This window comes from Nocardia sp. NPDC058058, assembly GCF_042885355.1.
In the GTDB taxonomy this organism is placed as follows: Bacteria; Actinomycetota; Actinomycetes; order Mycobacteriales; family Mycobacteriaceae; genus Nocardia.
Map to the genome: position 1 here is coordinate 1,779,647 of NZ_JBHVSA010000002.1, position 21,203 is coordinate 1,800,849.

Below are 21,203 nucleotides of genomic sequence, written 5' to 3' on the forward strand. Positions count from 1 at the left end.
CTCATCCGCCGTCAGTTGGGCAGGATCTTGGGCACGGACGGGACGGTGAGCTGGCCCGGATCCGGGAGCGAGATCGACGGCGGTGCGATCGCCGGAATCGTCGGAAGCTGCTGGGGCACAGCGGGAGCGGGCTGCGGCGCGGGCGAATTCTGCTGCGCCGGTGCGGGTGCGGCCGGTGCGGGCGCGTCGGACGTCGGCGCCGGTGCGCCGGGGACGGTGCTGCCCGGTGTGTTGGCACGCGCCTGCGTGGTGCCCGGGTGCAGCGCGGGAACCGCCTGTCCGCCGGTATTCACCACCGTGCCGGGCGCTTCCAGCGCGGCCGCCGATGTCGGGGGTGCCTGCGGCACAGTCGATTCCGAAGGCGCGGACTGCGCACCGGTTCCCATGGCGAGCGTGCCCGTCGCGAGCGCCGCGACCGCGATCGCGGCCGCACCGATCACCGCCACCCGCCGCCAGTGCGCGAAACCGGTGCGCGGTTCGGTGACCGGAAGGGGCGGTAGTAGCGGAACCCGTTCGGCCGCAACACTGTCCGCCGCATCCGCTCGATCCGACGGCGGGTTCACGCGACCGGAACCGCCGAGCGGTGTCGCGCTGTCGGTGAATCGGTCCGGTCGCACCGCGGCGATACCCTCCGGGCGGGCGGGACCGCCATCGGATCGGAGCGCGGGTCGCGACGGGTGCGCGTCCAGGGGTCGCGGGGCCGGAGTGCCGCCGGAGCGCGGCGCGGGGGCGCTCGGGTGGCCGGTGCCGGGGCGGGTGAGCAGTTCGGCGATGGCGGGCTGGGCCTCGGTCGCGGTGGTATCGGCGAGCAGATCGGCGGCGAGCAGGGCCGCGCCGTGCGCGCTCAGGTGCGCCGGATCGGTGGCGGCGGCGACGGGGATGCCGAATTCGGTGGAGAGCACCTCGGTGACCAGGGGGATCGCCGCGCAGCCGCCGGTGAGCAGGATGCCGTCCACCTCGCCGATGGTGAGTCCGGCGCGGCGCACGGCCTCGCGGACCAGATCGGTGGAGGCCAGCAGCGGGCCGCGGAACAGATCCTCCACCTCATCGCGGACCAGGCGGACATCGATCGCTCCGATTCCGGGCAGCCGCACCGGAACCATGGTCGCGGTATTTTTGGAGAGCGTTTCCTTCGCAATTCCGCAACGACCGCGCAAACCGGACAATTCTCGTTCCACGGCCGGGTCGAAAGGATCGAAATCCTTTTCCCCCACCGCGAAAGCCAGCACATAGCGGGTCAGCAGCAGATCGAATTCCGCGCCCGCCACCGCCGTCGAACGCACCGGTTCACCGAGCATGCCGGACAGTGCGCCGGTACGAGCCAGCGAAACCGTCAAACCCGTTGCGCCCAAGTCGTACACGATCATCGCGCCGTCATGGTTGGACTCGTGCACATCCTGCAGCCAGCGCATGGCGGCGGCGGGTTCGGGCACCAGGGCCACGCCATCCAATCCGGCGGCCTGCAGCGCGCTGCGCTGCACCTCCACCGTGTGCTGGGTCCACCAGGCCGGATAGCAGCAAACCATGGCCGCGGCGGGGCCGGAGTCGTCCACGGCTCGGCCGACCGCCGCGGCCACGAGATCCGCTGCGCGCACAGCGGATCCGTCTCGCATCCGAATGTCCACCGGGTCCCCCACCCGGGCCAGCAGACTCTCCGGAACCTCATTTTCCGCACCGAGGCGACTCGGCCGGACGTGTAGTTTGCGTTGTCCCCCGGAAGACGTCACGGCGACCGTATTCGACGACCCGACGGTAATGCCGAGCGCCAACCCCTGACTCATTCGAGATCCCCTGTCGATTCGAAACACGCGACGGGTGAATCGCGTGCTGCTCGAAAGCTGTTCAGTCCTATTTGTACGAAAACGGTGGTGCCGGGCCGGTTGACCCATGGGTGCTGTCGGTTGCTGGGGGATCGTCGTTACCGATTCCCACCCAGGTGTGGGGAAATACCCCTAATGGCCGGAAACCCCCTATTGGGGCAACACGCCCAAGTGGGGGGCGACTCCCCGTTTCGGCGTAACGGGTGGCGTTCCTAGCGTGAAAGGCAAGTCGAGCAGGGCGGGCCAACCGGGCCCGCCGCACCCAGGAGACGATTCGCCATGAGCCCCAACGCAATTCTCGAGTTCATCCTCAACCTGCTGCGGGATCACGAAGCCGCCGTCGGTTATTGCGCCAACCCGGCCCAGGCCCTCGCCAACGCCGGACTGGAAAACGTCACCCCCGAGGACATCACCGCCGTCGCACCCATGGTCGCCGAATCCGCGCTGGTAGCCGGAGGTTCGCAGCTGTCCGCCATCATCGCCGCGGGCTGCGGCGGCGAGGCCGGCGGAACCGGTGCGGGCGGGCTGAATGGTTCGTCCGCTCTGAACGGTTCGACCGTATTGAACGGTGGGGCCACAGTGAATACAGGTGCCGGTGTGAATGGCGCCGCGGGTGTGAACGGTTCGGCCGCCACCGGCACCGCCGTGAATCTCGGCACCGTCGCCGCCACCGATATCTGCCTCACCGGCGAGGCCGGATCGGGCCTGGAACTGGGCCTCTCCACCGGCATCGACGCGGCCGTCGACGCCGCCGCCAACCTCGGCACCGGCCTCTCGGCAGGCATCGGCGGCGCCCTCTCCTCGGCGGCCTCGGCCGCCACCGGCCTGGAAGCCAACCTCTCCGGCGTCATCGGCACCCAAGCCGCCGCCGACCTCTCCGGCGCCCTGAACGGCGCGATCGGCACCGGCGCGAACCTCGAACTCGGCATCCAATCCGCCGTCTCCGCCGCCACCCAGGCGGGCGCGGCCCTCAACGGAGCCGTCAACGGCGCGATCGGCGCGGGCGCGAACCTCGAAACCGGCCTCACCACCGGCGTCGACGCCGCCATCACCAGCGCCCTCGGCGCGGGCGCACAGCTGGGCGCGGGCCTGGAAACCGGCCTGAACGGCGCGGTCGGCGGCGGCGCACAGCTCGGAACCGACCTGGGCGCAGGCCTTTCCGGCGGCATCAACTCCGCGATCGGCGCGGCCACCAACGTGGGTGCACAGGTCGGCGGCGACCTCGGCGCGGGCCTGTCGACCGACCTCGGCGCGGCGGCAAATGCTGGTGCCCAACTGGGCGCGGGCCTGGAGACCGGCCTGAACGGCGCGGTCGGCGGCGGCGCCCAGCTCGGAACCGACCTGGGCGCAGGCCTTTCCGGCGGCATCAACTCCGCAATCGGCGCGGCCACCAACGTGGGTGCACAGGTCGGCGGCGACCTCGGCGCGGGCCTGTCGACCGACCTCGGCGCGGCGGCAAATGCCGGTGCCCAACTGGGCGCGGGCCTGGAGACCGGCTTGAACGGCGCGGTCGGCGGCGGTGCGAATCTCGGCGCACAGCTCGGAAGTCAGCTCGGCACAGGCCTTTCCAGCGGCGTCGATACCGCGATCGGTGCGGGCGCACAGGCGGGCGCGAACCTCGGCACCGACCTGTCGGGCGCTGTGCACAACGCCGTCGGCGCGGGCGCGGGGTTGGAGACCGGACTGAACGGTGCGGCGGACCTGGGCGGGCAGCTCGGAAGTGGGCTCGGCGCAGGACTTTCCGGCGGGTTGGACTCCGCGATCGGTGCCAGTGCGCAGGCGGGCACGAACCTCGGTGGCGATCTGTCAGGGGCTGTGCATAACGCTGTCGGCGCGGGTGCGGGACTCGAGACCGGGCTCAATGGTGCTGTGGATGGCGGGTTGAATGCCGGTGCACAGCTCGGAAGTGGTTTGGAGACAGGGCTTTCCGGGGCACTGAATGGGGCTACCGGTGGTGGGGCGCAGTTGGGGGCCGGGTTGAGCAGTGGCGTCGACTCCGCCGTAGGTGCCGGTGTGCATGGCGGGGGTGACCTCGCGGCGGGGGTGACCAATGGTGTGGGCGCGGGATTCTCCAGCGGTGTGGGGACCGTTGGAGATCTCGGTGCTCAGGTGGGGAGTGGGCTGGATGCCGGGGTGCATGGGGCGGGGGATGTGGGGATCGGGGGTGGTGGCAATCCTTGGGCGGGGGTGGATGTTTCGCAGGCGTTCGGGGAGGGCGTGCATGCCGGGGGTGTGGATGCCGGGCTGTACGGGGATGGCGGGGTGAATGCGGGGATGGAGCTGGGGACGCATCCGATGGGGGACATCATCGGGGACATGCTGCATTCGTGACCGGTGGCCGGTGCGATCCGCTGTCGGCGGCGCACCGGTCCCTCGTTCCGGCGGGCGGCGGGTAACCGGCCATGCCCCGGGCGGACGGCAATATGTTGGCGGACCGCGTCTTTCGTGAGGCGCGTAGATCGAGAAACCGAGGACTGCGGTGGCTGGGATGGTGGCGGTGCAGCCGCTGTTGGCGATGCTGGGAGACACGATCTCGGTGGCCCGGGAGGCCGAGCGGGGGGATCTGGCCGAGCGGCTGGAGCGCGTCGCGGGGCGGGTGCGGGATCCGCGGCGGCGGATCGTGGTGTGCGGGTTGGGGAATCAGGGCAAGAGCCAGTTCGTCAACGCCCTGATCAACCTGGAGATCTGCGCCGTCGGCGATGACGCGACCACCATGGTCACCACCACGCTCGCCCATGCCGCCGAGGCGAATGCCGCGCTGGTGGTGACCACCGCCGACGGCGAGACGACCCGGGTCCCGGTGCCGATCGAGGCCATCGGGGCGGGGGTGACGCGATCGCAATACGCCGAGGGGCGGACGGTGCTGCGGGTGGAGATCGAAGCGCCCAATCAGCTACTGGCCGATGGGATCGTGGTCGTCGACACCCCGGGCATGGGCGTGCACGGCGGCAGCGGGGCGGCGCTGGGGGCCGCCCCGACCGCGGACGCGGTGCTGATGATCACCGACGCCTCCACCGAATTGACCGATCCCGAAGTCGAATTCCTGCGCCAGGTGCGCGAATTGTGCCCGGCCGTAGCGGTATTGGTCGGCAAGATCGACCTGTACCCGCACTGGCGACAGGTGTTCGAGGCCAATGCGGAACATCTGCGGCGGGCGGGCCTCGAGGTTCCCATGCTCGCGGTCTCCTCGGTATTGCGCACGCACGCCCTGCGGTTGCAGGACGCCCAACTCGGACAGGAGTCCGGCTTCGGCGCGGTCTTCGGGTTCCTGCGTGATCATGTCGTAGCCCGGGACCAGGCCGCGTTGCGCCAGACCATCGCCACCGATATCGGCTCCGCCGCAGAGCATTTGGCGCTGGCGCTGGGCAGTGAACTGGTGGCCCTGCGCGACCCGGAGCGCGGTGCTGCCGCGGTCCGCGAATTACGTTCCGCCAGAACGGCCACCGAGCAATTGCACAAACGCACCTCGGTCTGGCAGTTGACGCTGTCCGACGGCATCACCGATCTGGTCGGCGATGTCGATCACGATCTGCGCGATCGACTGCGGGATATCTCCCGCACCGCCGAGGAGTGGATCGACGACAACGATCCCGGCCGCCACTGGGAACGCATGGAGGAGTGGCTGACCGGCACCGTCGGCACCGCGGTCGGCGACAATCTGCTGTGGACCCGCACCCGCGCGGTGAAACTCGCGGAAAAGGTCGGCGCGCATTTCACCGAACTCGGCGCGGTGGATCTGCCCGACGTGCGGGAAACCTTGGACGGCAACGCCTCTCGCGCCGGATCCTGCACGCTGTCGGATCTGGAACCCGATCTGGGCCTCGGCCACAAACTCCTGGTGGGTGTGCGCGGCTCCTACGGCGGCGTGATCATGGCGGGCATGGTGGGCACCATGGCCGGACTCGCGCTCATCAACCCGCTCTCGCTCGGCGCGGGAGTGCTGCTGGGTGGCAAGGCTTTCCGCGATGACAAGCAGGCCCGCCTGGCCAAACGCCGTGCCGACGCGAAGGTGGCGGTGCGCCGCTACCTCGATGACATCGCCTTCCACACCGGCAAGGAGACCAAGGATCGCCTGCATCGCATCCACCGCCTGCTGCGCGATCACTTCACCGATATCGCCGATCGCACACTGCGTTCGCTGGATGAATCCCTGCGCGCCGCCCAGGAAGCCGCCACGCTCGAATCCACCCGCCGCACCGATCGCATCACCCTGCTGGAACGCCGCCTGCACATCCTCGCCGATCTCCGCGGCCGCGCGAACCTGATCCTCGACCCGGCACCCACCCCCACAGCACTTCCCCAGGGTTCCTGACCACAATTCGTGTACCCGGACTCGGTGCTAACGCCGAGCCCGGTTCCGCCGAAAGGCTGGCGATGCGTGGAGGTGCGAAGTGGTTCGAGAACACGAGCCGGTGAGATACGAGGTGGGCACGGCCGGATACGGGGTCGGTGCCGAGACCCGCGGGCTGCTGGCCGCCGCGCGGCGCGCCTTCGTGCAGCACGGGCGGGTGCGCGCCCAGCTCGAGGAGTGCGTGCGGCGACTCGATGAACCGCTGCGGGTCGCCCTGGCGGGCCAGCTCAAAGCAGGCAAATCGACACTGCTGAACGCCCTGGTCGGACAGGACATCGCTCCCACCGACGCCACCGAATGCACTCGCCTGGTCACCTGGTACCGCAACGGCCCCTCTCCCCGCGTGACCGCCCACGCGACCGACGGCGCGCGAGCCGACGTGGTGGTGCGGCGCGGGCGCGGCGCGGAGGGCCTGCCCGGCGCGCACGGCCTGACGTTCGACCTGTCGGCGCTGCGCTGGAATCCGGGTCCGTCCCGTGCCGCCGAGCACGCCTCGAACCCGGGTCGATCCGGTGAGGCTGGGCACCACACAAATTCGAGCCTGTCCCGTGCGGTCGACTTTCGCGCGAATCCGGGCTGGCCACGGGAGTCCGGGCACCACCCGAACCCGGGTGTGGGCCGCGATGTCGAGCACTACACGACCCCGGGCGTGAGCGGTGATGTCGAGCATCGGCCGAATCCGGGCGCAGGCCGGGAGGTCGAGCATCTCGCGGTGGAGTGGCCGTCGGAGGAATTGGCGCAGACCACGATTATCGATACGCCGGGCATCTCGTCGCTGTCGCGGGATGTGTCGGCGCGGACCTCGCATCTGCTCGCGCCCGGCGGGAACAGCGTGGAGCTGCCCAATGCGGACGCGGTGGTGTATCTGCTGCGCCGACTGGACAACTCGGATGTGGAATTCCTCGAGCGGATCGGCGCTGCTTCGGACGCACACGGATCCGGTTCGGGGTCCGGGTATTCGGGTGCGCACGAGACCGGTTCGGGGGCAGGGTATTCCGGCGCGAGCGGGAACAGTAGTCCGCTCGGGGTGATCGGGGTCGTCTCGCGGGCGGATGAGATCGGCGCGGGACGCATCGACGCGCTGAATTCGGCGCGGGATGTGGCGTCGCGATTCGCCACCGAGTTGGAGCGAACGGGGTTGTGCCAGTCGGTGATTCCGGTGGCGGGACTGCTGGCGTTCGCGGCGGCCACCCTGCGGCAGCGCGAGTACCAGGCCTTCGAGGCGCTCGCCGGGGTGCCGACCGATACGCTCGCCGCCGCCCTGCTGTCCGCGGATCGGTTCGCGCGCCCGGATCTGCCGTTGCCGTTGCCGCCCGAGTTGCGCGCCCATCTGACGGCCCGCTTCGGCCTGTTCGGAATCCGCCTGGCGGTCACGCTGATTCGACTGGGCGTGCGCGACTCGGCAACGCTCGCTGCCGAACTCACCCGCCGCAGTGGACTCGACGAACTCCGCACCGTGCTGGACGTGCAATTCGCCCAGCGCGCCGAGGAATTGAAGGCGCACTCCGCGCTCACCGCCCTCGCACGCATTCTGGTCGCCAATCCCGGAACCGAGGCCGATGCGCTGCTGCCGCGCGTGCGGACCCTGTTAGCGGATGTGCATGGATTCACCGAGCTGCGTTTGCTCGGTCACCTGCGCGCCGAGGAACTCCCGTTCTCCCCGGCCGATCTCGCCGAACTGCATCGGCTGATCGGTGGTGCGGGGGTGGCCACGCACCGCCGTCTCGGCGTGCCCGCGCACACCGAGGTCGCCACCCAGCGCGAGCTGGCGCTGGCCGCCGTCCAGAAGTGGCGCACCCGCTCGCGCCACCCGCTGGCCGATCAATTCATGGCGAACGCCTGCCTGACCGCCGCCCGCAGCGCCGAGGGCCTGCTGGACATCCTGCGTGAGCCCCCGACCACCCCCTTCGCTCGAATCACCCTGCCCCGCAACTGATAACGCGGTATTGCCGCACGTCGTCAGCCTGGCGCGTCCGGCCGGGGTCTCCCTCTGCGAGGGTGGATTCCGGCCAAGAGCGCGCCGGAATGACGGGGGGAGCGTCGAATCACGGGGTTGTGCTGGCGCTGCGCGGGTCGATGAGGATTTTGGCGTGGTGGTCGGGGGAGGCGAGGGTGGTGTAGGCGGCGTCCACGCCGTCCAGGCCGACGGTGCCGGTGATCAGCGGTGTCGGGTCGACCTTGCCGTCGGCGATCATGTGCAGGGTGTCGCGGAATTCGCCCGGGTCGTAGCCGAGTACGAAGCGGAGTTCGATCTCCTTGTTGATGGCGGTGGCGGGGTGGATGCGGTCCGATTCCATACAGACGCCGACCACCACGATGCGGGACATGGGCGGGGCCGCCGTCAGCAGTTGATCGAGAATGCCCGGGACGCCGACACATTCGAAGATGACCGGTCCGGCCGGGCCCTGATTGAAGCTGTGCGCGGCACGAAACACGTACCACCAGGGGATATTCGGGATGCGGCGCAGCTTTTCCATGGCGTCGAAGCCGAGGTTCAGGATGTCGGACGCCCCGGTGATGCGCGCCTTCTTCGGTGAGGCCGTCCACGGCGAATCCACGCCGGGATCCACCACCACATCCGCGCCGCAGGCCGCGGCGAGTTCGCGGCGTCGCGGCGAGAAGTCGCTGGCGATCACCAGTCGCACCCCGGATGCCTTCAGCATGGTGATGACGGCCAAACCGATGGGCCCGCAACCGATTACGAACGCCGTCTGCCCCTTGCCGACGCGACCCTTGCGCACCGCGTGCCAACCCACCGCCATGGGTTCGGTCAGTGCGGCGTGCTCCGCGGACAAACCGTTGGGGATGGCGAAGGTCATCGATTCCTGCACCACCGTCTGCTCCGCGTACCCGCCCGGTGCGGACGCCGACAGTCCGGTCAGATGCGGTACCCGCCCGCCGCGCAGGATCGGCAGCGCCACCACCGGCGTCCCCGGCTTCCAGCGCCGCCGGGTGCCCGCCCCGTAATCGACCACCTCGCCGGAGAATTCGTGCCCGAGCACCACCTTCTGATCCGAGCGCATGAAGTGCTGATATCCGGTGGCCGCCGCCATATCCGCGAGTTCGTCGCAGTGCGTGCGCGCGTGCAGATCGGATCCGCAGATACCGCAGCGCAGTACATCGATCACCAGCTGTCCCGGTCCCGGAATGGGTTCCGGCAGCTCCTCGACTCGGAATTCGCCCTTGGTTACCGTGACCGCCCGCATGGTGCACTCCTGTCGAAAGACGTTGTCAGTGCTGAATTCTTCCCGTCGAAGGCGGCGGCGGAAAGGGAACGGCCCGCGAATCCGGCGTTTCCACCGGATCCGCGGGCCGCGGGATCGGATCGATCAGACCCCGACCAACTCGTCATCCAGGTCGATGATCTCGTGCTGTTCCAGTTTCACGTCCCTGGGCAGCGCCGCGAAACCGAGGCAGACCAGCGCCATCAATCCCATGCCCCAGGCCAGGGTGTAGCGGAAGGTGTGCGAGAAATTGACCGCGTTGGCCGCCGCGCCCGCATCCGCGAGCGTGGTCGCGATGCGCGCGTCACCACCGGTGCTGCGGCAGCTGTCCGGCACCGCCGAGGGATCCACGGCCGCGGACCGATCCCGCACGCAGGCACGGAAATTCGCGAGAATCTGCTCCTGCGCCGGTCCGGGCAGTCCGGCGGTGCTCAATTCGGTGCGGGTCTGCGCGGTCACCGCATCCACCCCGCGCGCCGAATCATGATCCAGCTGCCCGAAGAAGATGATGCCGACCAGCGCCACACCCAGCGCCAACCCCAACTGCTGGCCCGTATTGAGCAGCCCCGATGCCGCGCCCGCCTCCTTCTCCGGGATCTGGCCGAGCAGCATGTCGATGGTCGGCGCGACCACCATGCCGAAGCCGGTGCCGGTCACGATGAGCGGCAACACCATCTGCCAGGACGCGAAATCGCTGCCGTAGTGCGTGGCCAGCCAGCCGTACAGGCCGAACCCGCCCGCGGTGATCAGCCCGCCCGCCAGCAGCACCCAGCGCCCGAACTTCGGGGCAAGCACGCTCACCGAGGTGCCCGCGCCGATACCCGCGCCGACCGCGAAGAACACCGAGGTCAGTCCGGCCCGCATCGGCGACCAGCCCAGTCCGGCCTGCATGAACAGGGTCCAGATGAGGAAGAAGCCGCCCATGCCGATCCAGAACAGCAGCCAGCTGGACAGGCCAACGGTGAACGGGCGGGACCGGAACAGGTCGAGGTCGATCAGCGGTGAACCGACCGTGCGCGCCCGCCTGCGCTCGTAGCCGATGAAGGCCGCGAACGTCACGACGGCAGCGCCGATCATGATGAATGTCCAGGCGGGCCAATCCTTTTGGCGTCCCTCGGTGAGCGGGTAGACCAGCAGTACCACCGCGCCGATGGCGAGCGTCATGCCGACGATATCCAGCCGCGGCGCGTGCGCGGACCGCGAATCCCGCATCACGATGCTCGCCGCGATCAGCGCCGCGATGCCGACCGGGATATTCACCAGGAAGATCGGCCGCCAGCCCAGATCGAACAGATTCCACTGCACCAGCAGCCCGCCCAGCGACAGCCCGACCGCCGAGGCGGAACCGCCGACACCGCTGTAGATGGCAATCGCCTTGGCGCGCTCATGCTTCGGGAAGGTGACGCGAATGATGGCCAGGATCTGCGGCACCATGAGTCCGGCCATCGCGCCCTGTACGAAGCGCGAGCCGATGAGCAGGGTGGGGTCCGAGGCCAGTCCGCAGGCGGCCGACGCCAGGGTGAAACCGGCCATGCCGATCAGGAACAGGCGTTTGCGGCCGTAGATATCGCCGAGCCGGCCGCCGGTGATGAGCACCGCGGCGAAGGACAGCACGTAGGCGGCGATGATCCATTCGATCTGCGAGTACTCGGCTTCGAGGTCTTTCTGAATGCTCGGGACGGCGACGTTCACGATCGTCACGTCGAGCAGGTCCATGAATCCGGCGGCCAGGATGACGGCGAAGGCGATCCAGCGGCGCGGGTCGAGGGTGCTTGGGGGATTTTCCGGGGTGGGGGTGTCGGAAGCCACGGCGAGCTCTCTTCGATTGGTGGGTGGTGCGACCCTTCAAACTATGCACATGAAGTGATTATCAATCAAGAGGGCATTCATAGTTTGTGCATTGCTGTATTCTGGCGAGGTGAGCGATGACGCCGAACTCCAGTACCCGCGGCTGTTCGACTCCCCGGCATTCCTGTTGGGGCAGTTGGGCTCCCACTCCGCGTACCGCTTCGCCGAACTGCTGACCCCGCTCGGCATCAAACCCCCGCAGTTCGGCACCCTGCGGATCCTCGAGGCCAATGACGGGCGATCGCAGCAGCAGCTGTGCGAGGCGCTCGGCATCCATCGCAATGTGATGGTCGGACTCGTCGACGACCTGGAGAAACGCGGGCTCGTCGAACGGCGCAGGCATCCCGCCGATCGGCGCGCGCACGCGGTGCACCTGCTCCCGGCGGCCCGGGAACTGCTCGCCGAGGCCACCGCGCTGGCGCGCGGGCTGGACGCGGAAGTCCTGTCGGTGCTCGACGATGACGAGCGGGCGGTCATGGTGAAGCTGTTGCAGCGCGCGGCCGTCGGCAATGGGCTGACCCCGGGTATCCACCCCGGTCTCACCGCCGCACCCGGTACGGCCGCGGCTTGTGAGGTGGATCACTCGGCTCGGTAGTCACAGGCGGCTGCCGTGTGTGTCCAACCGGGTGAAGGCAAAACACCCGGAAGGACAACCCTCATGGCCACCGTCGACGTGCTCGACTCGTTCATCAACTACACCGACACCGGCAGCGGGGACATCCCCGTGGTGTTCCTGCACGGCAACCCCACCTCGAACTACATCTGGCGCAATGTGATTCCGCATGTCAGCGGCGAAAATCGGGCGCTGGCCCCGGATCTCATCGGTATGGGTGCCTCCGGGAAACCGGACAGCGACTACCGCTTCGCCGATCACGCGCGCTACCTCGACGCCTGGTTCGATGCGCTCGGCCTGGATCAGGTCGTCATCGTCGGGCACGACTGGGGCGGCTCGCTCGGAATGGATTGGGCGGCACGGCATCCCGGGCGGGTGCGCGGAATCGCCGTGGTCGAGACCTTCCTGCGGCCCATGCTGTGGTCGGAGATGCCGCCCGCGGGTGCGGAACTGTTCCGCCGCCTCCGCTCGCCCGAAGGCGAGGAGATGGTGCTGGAACGCAATATGTTCATCGAATTCAACCTCCCCGCCTCCACCCGCACCCTGACCCTCGAAGCGCTGCAGGCCTACCGTGCCCCCTACCCGACGCCCGAATCCCGTAAGCCGATGCTGGTGTGGCCGCGCGAATTCCCGCTCGACGGCGAACCCGCCGATGTCGTCGCCACCGTCGAGAACTACGACCGCTGGATGGCCGAGACGCCGGAGATCCCCAAACTGATCATGGCCGTCCAGGACGGCGTCGGCCTCGGATCGCCCGAGATCATCGATTGGGCCGCAACCACATTCGCCGCCGCCGAGGTGGCGAACATCGGCCCCGCCGGACACCACTGCCCCGAGGACCAGCCCGACGCCATCGGCACCGCCGTCGCCGAATGGATCCGGCGGCACGCCCTCACCACCACCCCGGCGGTGGCCTGAATCCGCCGTGGCAGTGCTGATCGCGGGGCGCGCACTCGGCACGCCCCGTGATCCCCGCCCGCAACGCTTGCGCCGCACCGCCGCGCGTTCCAGGCTGGCGGTCATGGATGAGCACCCCGCAGGGTATGGCCGCCCGGCACGGCCGCAGGTTCCGGAGGCTCGGGCGGCTGCGGGCGAACGAGGTATCCACGAATTCGCCGATCCCGAGCACGAATCCGGGTACGGGCCGGCCGCGGCCGAAACCGCACTGGTCGCGCGGGCCGTCGCGGGTGATCGGACCGCCGTCGGGGAAGTGGTACTGCTGCTGCAGGATCCGATCTACCGGCTGGCGCTGCGCATGGTGTGGCGGCCCGCCGACGCCGAGGACGCCACGCAGGAGATCCTGCTGCGCGCGGTCGGGCACCTCGGCAGTTGGCGGGGCGAGGCGAAGCTGCTCACCTGGGCGTATCGGATCGGCGTGAACTACCTGCTGAATCTCAAGCGCAAGACGGCGCAGGAGGAGCGGCAGGTCAGTCTGGACGCGTTCGGCGAGGATCTGCGAGATGGCCTGGCCGAAGTGGATCATCGCGGCCCCGAGGGCGAACTGCTCACCCACGAGGTGCGCCTGAACTGCACCCAGGCCATGCTGCAATGCCTCGCGCGCGAAGAACGGATCGCCTTCGTGCTCTCCGATATCTTCGCGCTGTCCTCCGCCGAGGCGGCCTGGATCACCGATTCGACGCCGGCCGCCTATCGAAAGCGCCTGGAGCGAGCCAAGAAACGCATCGGCAATTTCCTCACCGACAGCTGCGGCCTGGCCAATCCCCAAGCGCCGTGCCGTTGTTCGCGTCGGGTCGACAGGGCCCTGGAACTGAACCGGATAGATCCCCGCCGCCCCGCGTTCGCCGCGCACCCGGTCACACCCGGCGGTCGCGGTGTGGCCGCCGCCGCCCAGCAGATGTCCACCCTCCGCGATGCCGCCGCGATTCTGGGCGCACATCCGGATTACGCCGCGCCACAGGCGAAGATGGACGCCATCACCGGCCTCATCGACTCCGGACGCTTCCCGCTGCTGAGCTGACGGGTTGTCCGGAACCGAGGGCGGGTCAGTGCTGGGACAGCAGCTCTCGAGCGGCGGGGACCACCTGGCGGGCGAAGCGGTGGATCTGGTCCACGTCGAAGCCCGGGGGCCAGTAGATGAAGGTGTCGAAGCGGGCGTTCTTGTGCAGGGCCGCAATGATTTCGGCCCATTCGCGGGCGGAGCCCTGGATGGGGTCCTTGCCGCGCGGGTGCGGGTCGAGCGAGCGGTCGCTGATGACCCCCGGCAGGGCCGCCATGCGGGTGATGGCGGCCGGGTCACGACCTTCGGCGCGGGCGGCGGCGTCGATGCGGTCCTGAGCGGAGCGCCAGTGTTCCCACGGTAGCCAATTGGGCAGCGGCGCAACCCATCCGTCGCCGCTGCGGCCGATCAGGTCGAGGGCGTGCGGCCCCATCGCGCCGATCCAGACGCCGATATCGTGCGCGGGAGCCGGTCCGCCCGCTATGCCCTGGACGGTGTACTCGTCACCTTGGACGGCGACCAGCCGGCCGGGTCGCCATTCGGCGCGAATGATCTCGATGCCCTCTTCGAGGGCGCGCAGCGCGGCGCGGCCCTTGAACGCCGGACCGCCCATGGCGACGATGCCGTCCTCGAAAGCGCCCGCGCCGACACCCAATTCGAAGCGCCCGCCGCTGAGCAGATCGAAGGTGGCGGCCTGTTTGGCGATCATGGACGGCCGCCGCAGCGGCATATTCGCCACGCCCGGATAGACGGTGATCCGGCTGGTCGCGCTCAGACAGGCCCCGACCACCGCGAAGGTGTCGCCGAATTCCGGTGCGTACGGATGGTCCTGGATGCCGACCAGATCCAGCCCCTCGTCCTCGGCGGCCCTGGTCATATCCAGCACGTCTTCCAGGGCCGCCGCGGTGGGCGGGATCGAAATGCCGAAACGCACATCCATCGGGCCTCCTCCGGTCGCAGCGGTCCAAACGTCTAGATCTTGCCCGCCAACCTGCGAAAACCGGGTATTTCGGACATAGCGCGTGTCCAGGTTGCCGCCCTATCCGTTGCCGGGGCGGATACGATCCGCGTGTGAGTGCGAGATCGTCCGATGCGTCGGGTTCCGCCAGCGCCGGGCGACTGCGGGCGCGTGATATCGACCGGGTGAACGCCCGGGCCCGGCTCGATGCCGCCTATGAGGAAGGGCAGCTGGGCGCGGACGAGTACGACCAGCGGTCGCAGCGGGCGCAGGCGGCGCAGACCCTGGAGCAGCTGGCGCGGCTGACGGCGGATCTGCAACCCGGTAAAGAGACCCCGGTCGCCGCGCCGCCCACCAAACCGGCGGAGGCGAGCCGCTATCCGGCGCGCACCCGGGCGCGCGACAGCGATCGCGCGGCGACCTGCCTCATCCTGGACGCCGGACTCGCGGACGGACAGTTGAGCGCGAAGGATCACCAGGCTCTGACCGAATTGGCAGGGGAGGCAAGGACACTGGGGGAGCTGGCCGACCTCACCGCCGATCTGCAACGGTCCGCCGACGCGCCCGGCGTCGCGCAGCCGCCGCGGTCGTATCGGGGGCAGCTGTTCGGGGTGGGTGTGCTCGTCACCTGTGCGGCCCTGTTCGTCGCGGGGTTCGCGGCGGTGAATCGGCCCGCACCGATTCCGGTCGCGCCGCCCGGGGTGAACCTCGGCGTGATCGAGCCGGTGGTGGTGAAGATTCCGAATCTCCATACGGGAGAAGGGATCGCGGCGTTCTTCGCGCTGTACAAAGCCAAGTTCGGCGATCTGTCCGTCGACGAGCTGAACCTGTATCCCGACTACGCGATCCTGAAGCGCATGGTGCCGGGGCAGTCGAATCGCCAGGCGGAGTACGACTATCGGGGCGGCTTCCAGCAGCGCTCGACGCCGACCACCCGCAAATCCGATGCCCCGGTCTTCGATCTGGGCACCGTCGATACGACGGCCATCGGGAACCTGGCGGCGCGCGCGCTCACCGACCTGAATGTCGCCCAGGGGACGATCAGCTATATCGGGTTCGAAATCAATTCGATCTCCTCGCCGCGCGGAGTGCCACCGGCCCCGATCATCCGAATCTACGTGGGTAACAAGGCCAGTGAGAGCGGCTTCCTGGAAGCCACCCCGGCGGGTGCGGTCACCCGCACGTCGCCGTTCAAGGGATAGGGCGGAAATGGCCGACTACCGGAATCAGAGCATGCGAGTCCGCGACGCCGACCGTGTGGACGCCTGTGCGTTACTCGACAACGCCAAGGCCGAAGGCGAATTGACCGAGGCCGAGCACGCGTCACGCACCGCATCCGCACTGGAAGCGCGCACCTTCGGCGACCTCGACAAGCTCATCGACGATCTCCAGATTCCGGCGAATCTGGTTGGTACCGCACTGCTTCGGCCGCAGCGCCGAGATGACCTGCGGCGCTGGAAGATCGCGATAGCCGCGGTCTGCGTCGCCACCGTGGTCGGCGCGCTGGGCGGCTGCATTGCCCGCAATACCGTCTCCAAACCGGATATGCCGGATGCCACCACCGGTGCGGGTCTCGCGAGTTTCGTTGCGGCATACCGGGATCACTTCGGTGACACCACGGTCGATCGGGTGGTGCTCTACCCCGGCTATGTGTCGATTCAGCGCCCCTCGGCAAAGGACGGTCGTGAGGATTACTACCGCTACGACGGCACTTTCCAAAGCAGCAGTGATACCGCGCGCACTTCCGGTGCCGAATCCCTGGATCTGTCCACCATCGATCTCCCGAAGCTGGCCGGTCTGATCGCGGGCGGGCCCGCCTCGGCCGGATTGCCCGGCGCTCCGATCTCGCACATCAGCGTCGAGCGCAGGAGCGGTGAGGATCCGGCCATCTCCATCTATACGACGCAGGGTTCGCGCACCGGCTACCTGGTGGTTTCCATGCAGGGCGAGCCGCTCATGGTCAACGTCCCGAAGTAACCTCGCTTTCGGGAGATTTCTCCGCTCCCCGGGAATAGATGTCGTGAGTCACCAGTTGGTGCTGTTCAGACAAGGTTGAGCGCGACGGACTCAAGTTCAACTTGCACCGATCGGATAACGGGTGCAGGATTGAGCCGACCACGCTCAGTGTTGCTGAAGATTCCTGCCCGCCGGACGGGCAGGGATCTCGCCGCTAAGACACATAGGTACGTCAACCAGGAGGAATCACCATGGCTCGTGCGGTCGGTATCGACCTCGGGACCACCAACTCGGTCATCGCCGTTCTCGAAGGCGGTGAGCCGGTAGTCGTCGCCAACTCGGAAGGGTCGCGCACCACCCCGTCCATCGTCGCTTTCGCGAAGAACGGCGAGGTACTCGTGGGTCAGCCCGCGAAGAACCAGGCCGTCACCAACGTCGATCGCACGATTCGGTCCGTCAAGCGCCACATGGGCGAGGACTGGTCGGTGGAGATCGACGGCAAGAAGTACACCCCGCAGGAGATTTCCGCGCGCACGCTGATGAAGCTGAAGCGCGACGCCGAGGCGTACCTCGGTGAGGAGATCACCGACGCGGTCATCACCGTCCCCGCCTACTTCGAGGACGCGCAGCGCCAGGCCACCAAGGAGGCCGGGCAGATCGCGGGCCTGAACGTGCTCCGCATCGTCAACGAGCCCACCGCGGCCGCGCTGGCGTACGGCCTGGACAAGGGCGACAAGGAACAGACCATCCTGGTCTTCGACCTCGGCGGCGGCACCTTCGACGTATCCCTGCTGGAGATCGGCGAGGGCGTCGTCGAGGTCCGCGCGACCTCCGGTGACAACCACCTCGGTGGCGACGACTGGGACGAGCGCGTGGTGTCCTGGCTGGTCGACAAGTTCAAGGCGTCCTCGGGCATCGACCTGACCAAGGACAAGATGGCCCTGCAGCGCCTGCGCGAGGCCGCCGAGAAGGCCAAGATCGAACTGTCGTCCTCGCAGTCGACCTCGATCAACCTGCCCTACATCACCGTCGACGCGGACAAGAACCCGCTCTTCCTCGATGAGCAGCTCACCCGCGCCGAGTTCCAGAAGATCACCTCCGATCTGCTGGACCGCACCCGCACGCCCTTCCAGTCCGTCATCAAGGACGCGGGCATCGCCGTCGGCGACATCGATCACGTTGTCCTCGTTGGTGGTTCGACCCGTATGCCCGCCGTCTCGGAACTGGTCAAGGAACTGACCGGTGGCCGTGAGCCCAACAAGGGCGTGAACCCGGACGAGGTCGTCGCCGTCGGCGCCGCCCTGCAGGCCGGTGTGCTCAAGGGTGAGGTCAAGGACGTCCTGCTGCTCGATGTCACCCCGCTGTCGCTGGGTATCGAGACCAAGGGCGGCGTGATGACCAAGCTCATCGAGCGCAACACCACCATCCCCACCAAGCGGTCCGAGACCTTCACCACGGCCGATGACAATCAGCCGTCCGTGCAGATCCAGGTCTTCCAGGGTGAGCGCGAAATCGCTTCGCACAACAAGCTGCTCGGCTCCTTCGAGCTGACCGGCATCCCGCCGGCCCCGCGCGGCGTGCCGCAGATCGAGGTCACCTTCGACATCGACGCCAACGGCATCGTGCACGTGACCGCGAAGGACAAGGGCACCGGCAAGGAGAACACGATCAAGATCCAGGACGGCTCCGGCCTGTCCAAGGAGGAGATCGATCGCATGGTCAAGGACGCCGAAGCGCACGCTTCGGAGGACAAGGCCCGTCGCGAAGAGGCCGAGACCCGTAACCAGGCCGAATCTCTCGTGCACCAGACCGAGAAGTTCATCAAGGACAACGAGGACAAGGTCCCCGGCGACATCAAGGAAAAGGTCGAGGCCGCGATCGCCGAGGCGAACGAGGCGCTCAAGGGCACCGATATCGCGGTAATCAAGACCGCGGTGGAGAAGCTCGCGACCGAATCGCAGGCGCTGGGTCAGGCCATCTACGACGCGAGCGCCGCGGATCAGGCCGCCTCGGGCAACGGTCAGGCCGCGCCCGATGCCGATGACACCGTCGTCGACGCCGAGGTCGTCGAGGAGCCGGAGAAGAAGTGACGAACCCGAACCCGGAACAGGAACCGGTCACGGGTGAGGTAGGCGATGTCGCGGCGGAGGATTTCGCCGCGGCTTCGGCCGCTGACGCGCTGAGCGAGGATTCCCTCGCCGACGCCATCAGCGCCGAACTCGCCGAGCGCACCTCGGATCTGCAGCGGCTCACCGCCGAATACGCCAACTACCGCCGCCGTGTCGAACGGGACCGCAAGGCCACCATCGACAATGCCAAGGCCACGGTCGTCAGCGAATTGCTCGGTGTGCTGGACGATCTGGACCGCGCGCGTGCGCACGGCGATCTGGAGGGACCGCTCAAGGCGGTCGCCGACAAGCTCGCCACCGCCCTGCAGAAGCAGGGCCTGGAGGAATTCGGCACGGCGGGCGATCCTTTCGACCCGACCCTGCACGAGGCCGTCCAGCACGAGGGCTCCGGTCATGAGCCGGTGATCGGCATGGTCATGCGCAAGGGTTACCGCTTCGGCGATCGGGTGCTGCGGCACGCGATGGTCGGGGTCACCGACGCGCCCGAGGATCTGAACGGCCCGGCCGCATCGGATACGACGAACGCCGGCCCCGATGCCGCTGGTACCGAGTAACACACCGATGGCCCCGGCCGGGGCCGTTCGGGCGGTCTCCCGCGAGACCGCGAAGCCGGTGGTCCCGAACGGGACCGCGGCGCCGAGGAATTCGAGAGGAGGAGATGCCCGGTGAACCGGGAGTGGCTCGAGAAGGACTTCTACAAGGAGCTGGGTATCGCCTCCGGCGCCAGCCAGGACGAGATCAAGAAGGCGTACCGCAAACTCGCCCGCGACCTGCATCCGGACAAGAACCCGGGTGACGCCAAGGCCGAGGAGCGGTTCAAGCTGGTCAGCGAGGCGCACGCCGTGCTGTCCGATCCGGAGAAGCGCAAGGAGTACGACGAAGCGCGAAAGCTCTTCGCGGGCGGCGGTTTCGGCCGCGGCGGCTTCACCCCCGGAGCGGGCTACGGCCAGCCCGGCGGCGGCTTCTCGCAGGATTTCAACCTGGGTGACATCTTCGGCGGGCAGCAGGCGGGCGCCGGTGACGGCGGCCTGGGCGATCTGCTCGGCGGACTGTTCAACCGGGGCGGCACCCGCACCTCGTCGCGGCCGCGGCGCGGCAGCGATGTGGAAACCGAGACGACACTGGGCTTCCGCGAGGCCGCCCAGGGCGTGACGGTTCCGCTGCGTATGACCAGTCCGGCCGCCTGCACCACCTGCCACGGCAGCGGCGCCAAGCCGGGCACCAGCCCGCGCGTGTGCCCGCACTGCAATGGCGCGGGTGTGGTCAGCCGCAATCAGGGCGCCTTCGGATTCAGCGAACCGTGCGAGGACTGCCGGGGCACCGGATCGATCATCGATGATCCGTGCGTCGACTGCCACGGCACCGGTATCCAGAATCGGACCCGCACCATCACCGTGCGCATTCCCCCGGGGGTGCGCGATGGTCAGCGGATTCGGCTCGCGGGTCAGGGCGAAGCGGGTCTGCGGGGCGCACCGCCCGGCGATCTGTTCGTCACCGTGCACGTCAGCCAGGACAAGGTCTTCGGCCGCAATGCCGACGATCTGACCCTGGTGCTGCCGGTCAGTTACAGCGAACTGGTTTTGGGTACAACGGTTTCCGTGCCCACACTGGAGGGACGCGTCGGCGTCAAGGTGCCCCCGGGTACCGCCGACGGTCGCACCCTGCGCGTACGCGGGCGGGGTGTGCCCAAGCGGGACGGTGGTGCGGGCGATCTGCTCGTCACCGTCAAGGTCGCGATCCCGCAGAAGCTGGATGACAATGCCGCCGAAGCGCTCCGGCGCTATGCGGAGGCGGAGAAGACCAGTGGTTTCGATCCGCGTGCTGGATGGGCAGGTGCGTGATGAGTTCCGATCCGAAGAAAGCCGCCGAGGCACAGTACTTCCTGATCTCGGTGGCGGCGCAGCTGGCGGGCATGCACGCCCAGACGCTGCGCACCTATGACCGGCTGGGTTTGGTTTCGCCGCAACGTACTTCGGGCGGCGGGCGGCGCTACTCCGATCGGGATGTGCAGCTGCTACGCGAGGTGCAGCGGCTGTCCCAGGACGAGGGCGTGAACCTGGCGGGTGTCAAACGGATCATCGAACTCACCAATCAGGTCGAGGAACTCCAGCAGCGAGTGGCCGAACTGAGCGGTGAGGTGGATCGGCTCCGTGCGGGGTACCGCCCGGATCTGACTCCGCCGCAGCGCAGTACGGCGCTCGTGGTGTGGCAGCCGCGGCATCGCAGAACGTAGTAGCCAGCCGGAAACGGGAAGCAGCGCTCCGAATATCGGGGCGCTGCTTTTTTATCGCGTAGGCGGGCTCGGAAATTAATACAGACCGCCCGGTTGTATTGTTTGCTAATTGTA

At 68.4% G+C, this 21,203-nt stretch carries 16 protein-coding genes; 12 read left to right on the top strand and 4 right to left on the bottom strand.

Annotated features, from left to right (window positions below; genetic code table 11):
* Positions 1–11: 11 nt before the first annotated feature.
* Positions 12–1,781 carry an Hsp70 family protein gene (locus ACFVUS_RS22820; protein WP_387769487.1) on the bottom strand — a complete coding sequence of 590 codons (1,770 nt, stop codon included), beginning with the start codon at positions 1,779–1,781 and terminating at the stop codon, positions 12–14.
* 318 nt (positions 1,782–2,099) lie between these two features.
* Between ACFVUS_RS22820 and ACFVUS_RS22825 the strand changes: the two genes are divergently transcribed.
* From ACFVUS_RS22825 to ACFVUS_RS22835, 3 genes are all read left to right on the top strand, one after another.
* Positions 2,100–4,151 (top strand): IniB N-terminal domain-containing protein, encoded by a 2,052-nt coding sequence (locus tag ACFVUS_RS22825; RefSeq protein WP_387769490.1) that lies wholly within the window; start codon positions 2,100–2,102, stop codon positions 4,149–4,151.
* A 157-nt stretch (positions 4,152–4,308) separates the two neighbouring features.
* The gene (locus tag ACFVUS_RS22830; RefSeq protein ID WP_387770144.1) at positions 4,309–6,132 is read left to right on the top strand and encodes a dynamin family protein; all 1,824 of its coding nucleotides are present in this window, start codon (positions 4,309–4,311) and stop codon (positions 6,130–6,132) included.
* A gap of 196 nt (positions 6,133–6,328) precedes the next feature.
* Positions 6,329–8,107 (top strand): dynamin family protein, encoded by a 1,779-nt coding sequence (locus ACFVUS_RS22835; RefSeq protein WP_387770147.1) that lies wholly within the window; start codon positions 6,329–6,331, stop codon positions 8,105–8,107.
* Between the two features lie 109 nt (positions 8,108–8,216).
* On the opposite strand, the gene ACFVUS_RS22840 is transcribed toward ACFVUS_RS22835, so the two are convergent.
* Positions 8,217–9,377, bottom strand: coding sequence for a zinc-binding dehydrogenase (locus ACFVUS_RS22840; RefSeq protein WP_387769493.1), 1,161 nt, complete (start codon positions 9,375–9,377; stop codon positions 8,217–8,219).
* Between the two features lie 123 nt (positions 9,378–9,500).
* The gene (locus tag ACFVUS_RS22845; RefSeq protein ID WP_387769496.1) at positions 9,501–11,204 is read right to left on the bottom strand and encodes an MFS transporter; all 1,704 of its coding nucleotides are present in this window, start codon (positions 11,202–11,204) and stop codon (positions 9,501–9,503) included.
* Positions 11,205–11,313: 109 nt separating this feature from the next.
* On the opposite strand from ACFVUS_RS22845, the gene ACFVUS_RS22850 reads away from it, so the two are divergent.
* The 3 genes from ACFVUS_RS22850 (at position 11,314) to ACFVUS_RS22860 (ending at position 13,834) form a co-directional block, all read left to right on the top strand.
* Positions 11,314–11,838 (top strand): MarR family winged helix-turn-helix transcriptional regulator, encoded by a 525-nt coding sequence (locus ACFVUS_RS22850; RefSeq protein ID WP_387769499.1) that lies wholly within the window; start codon positions 11,314–11,316, stop codon positions 11,836–11,838.
* A 63-nt stretch (positions 11,839–11,901) separates the two neighbouring features.
* Entirely contained in the window at positions 11,902–12,774 is an 873-nt protein-coding gene (locus ACFVUS_RS22855) for a haloalkane dehalogenase (protein ID WP_387769502.1), read from the top strand.
* A 7-nt stretch (positions 12,775–12,781) separates the two neighbouring features.
* A complete protein-coding gene (locus ACFVUS_RS22860; RefSeq protein WP_387769505.1) occupies positions 12,782–13,834 on the top strand; it encodes an RNA polymerase sigma factor in 1,053 nt (350 codons plus the stop codon).
* 25 nt (positions 13,835–13,859) lie between these two features.
* Here the strand turns inward: ACFVUS_RS22860 and ACFVUS_RS22865 are convergent, their stop codons facing one another.
* On the bottom strand, positions 13,860–14,753 hold the full coding sequence (locus ACFVUS_RS22865) for an LLM class flavin-dependent oxidoreductase (RefSeq protein ID WP_387769508.1): 894 nt from the start codon (positions 14,751–14,753) through the stop codon (positions 13,860–13,862).
* Positions 14,754–14,884: 131 nt separating this feature from the next.
* Between ACFVUS_RS22865 and ACFVUS_RS22870 the strand changes: the two genes are divergently transcribed.
* The 6 genes from ACFVUS_RS22870 to ACFVUS_RS22895 all read left to right on the top strand — a co-directional run bounded on the left by ACFVUS_RS22870 (position 14,885) and on the right by ACFVUS_RS22895 (position 21,089).
* Positions 14,885–15,973 (top strand): DUF1707 domain-containing protein, encoded by a 1,089-nt coding sequence (locus ACFVUS_RS22870; protein WP_387769511.1) that lies wholly within the window; start codon positions 14,885–14,887, stop codon positions 15,971–15,973.
* 7 nt (positions 15,974–15,980) lie between these two features.
* Entirely contained in the window at positions 15,981–16,748 is a 768-nt protein-coding gene (locus ACFVUS_RS22875) for a DUF1707 domain-containing protein (RefSeq protein WP_387769516.1), read from the top strand.
* 230 nt (positions 16,749–16,978) lie between these two features.
* A complete protein-coding gene (gene dnaK, locus ACFVUS_RS22880; RefSeq protein WP_387769519.1) occupies positions 16,979–18,817 on the top strand; it encodes a molecular chaperone DnaK in 1,839 nt (612 codons plus the stop codon).
* Positions 18,814–19,410 (top strand): nucleotide exchange factor GrpE, encoded by a 597-nt coding sequence (gene grpE / locus ACFVUS_RS22885; RefSeq protein ID WP_387769522.1) that lies wholly within the window; start codon positions 18,814–18,816, stop codon positions 19,408–19,410. The genes dnaK and grpE overlap by 4 nt, the downstream gene beginning before the upstream one ends.
* A 111-nt stretch (positions 19,411–19,521) precedes the next feature.
* Complete coding sequence (gene dnaJ, locus ACFVUS_RS22890; RefSeq protein WP_387769525.1) at positions 19,522–20,697, top strand: molecular chaperone DnaJ; 1,176 nt, start codon at positions 19,522–19,524, stop codon at positions 20,695–20,697.
* Positions 20,697–21,089, top strand: a complete 393-nt coding sequence (locus ACFVUS_RS22895; protein ID WP_387769528.1) for a heat shock protein transcriptional repressor HspR — start codon at positions 20,697–20,699, stop codon at positions 21,087–21,089. The genes dnaJ and ACFVUS_RS22895 overlap by 1 nt, the downstream gene beginning before the upstream one ends.
* The last annotated feature ends 114 nt before the right edge of the window (positions 21,090–21,203 follow it).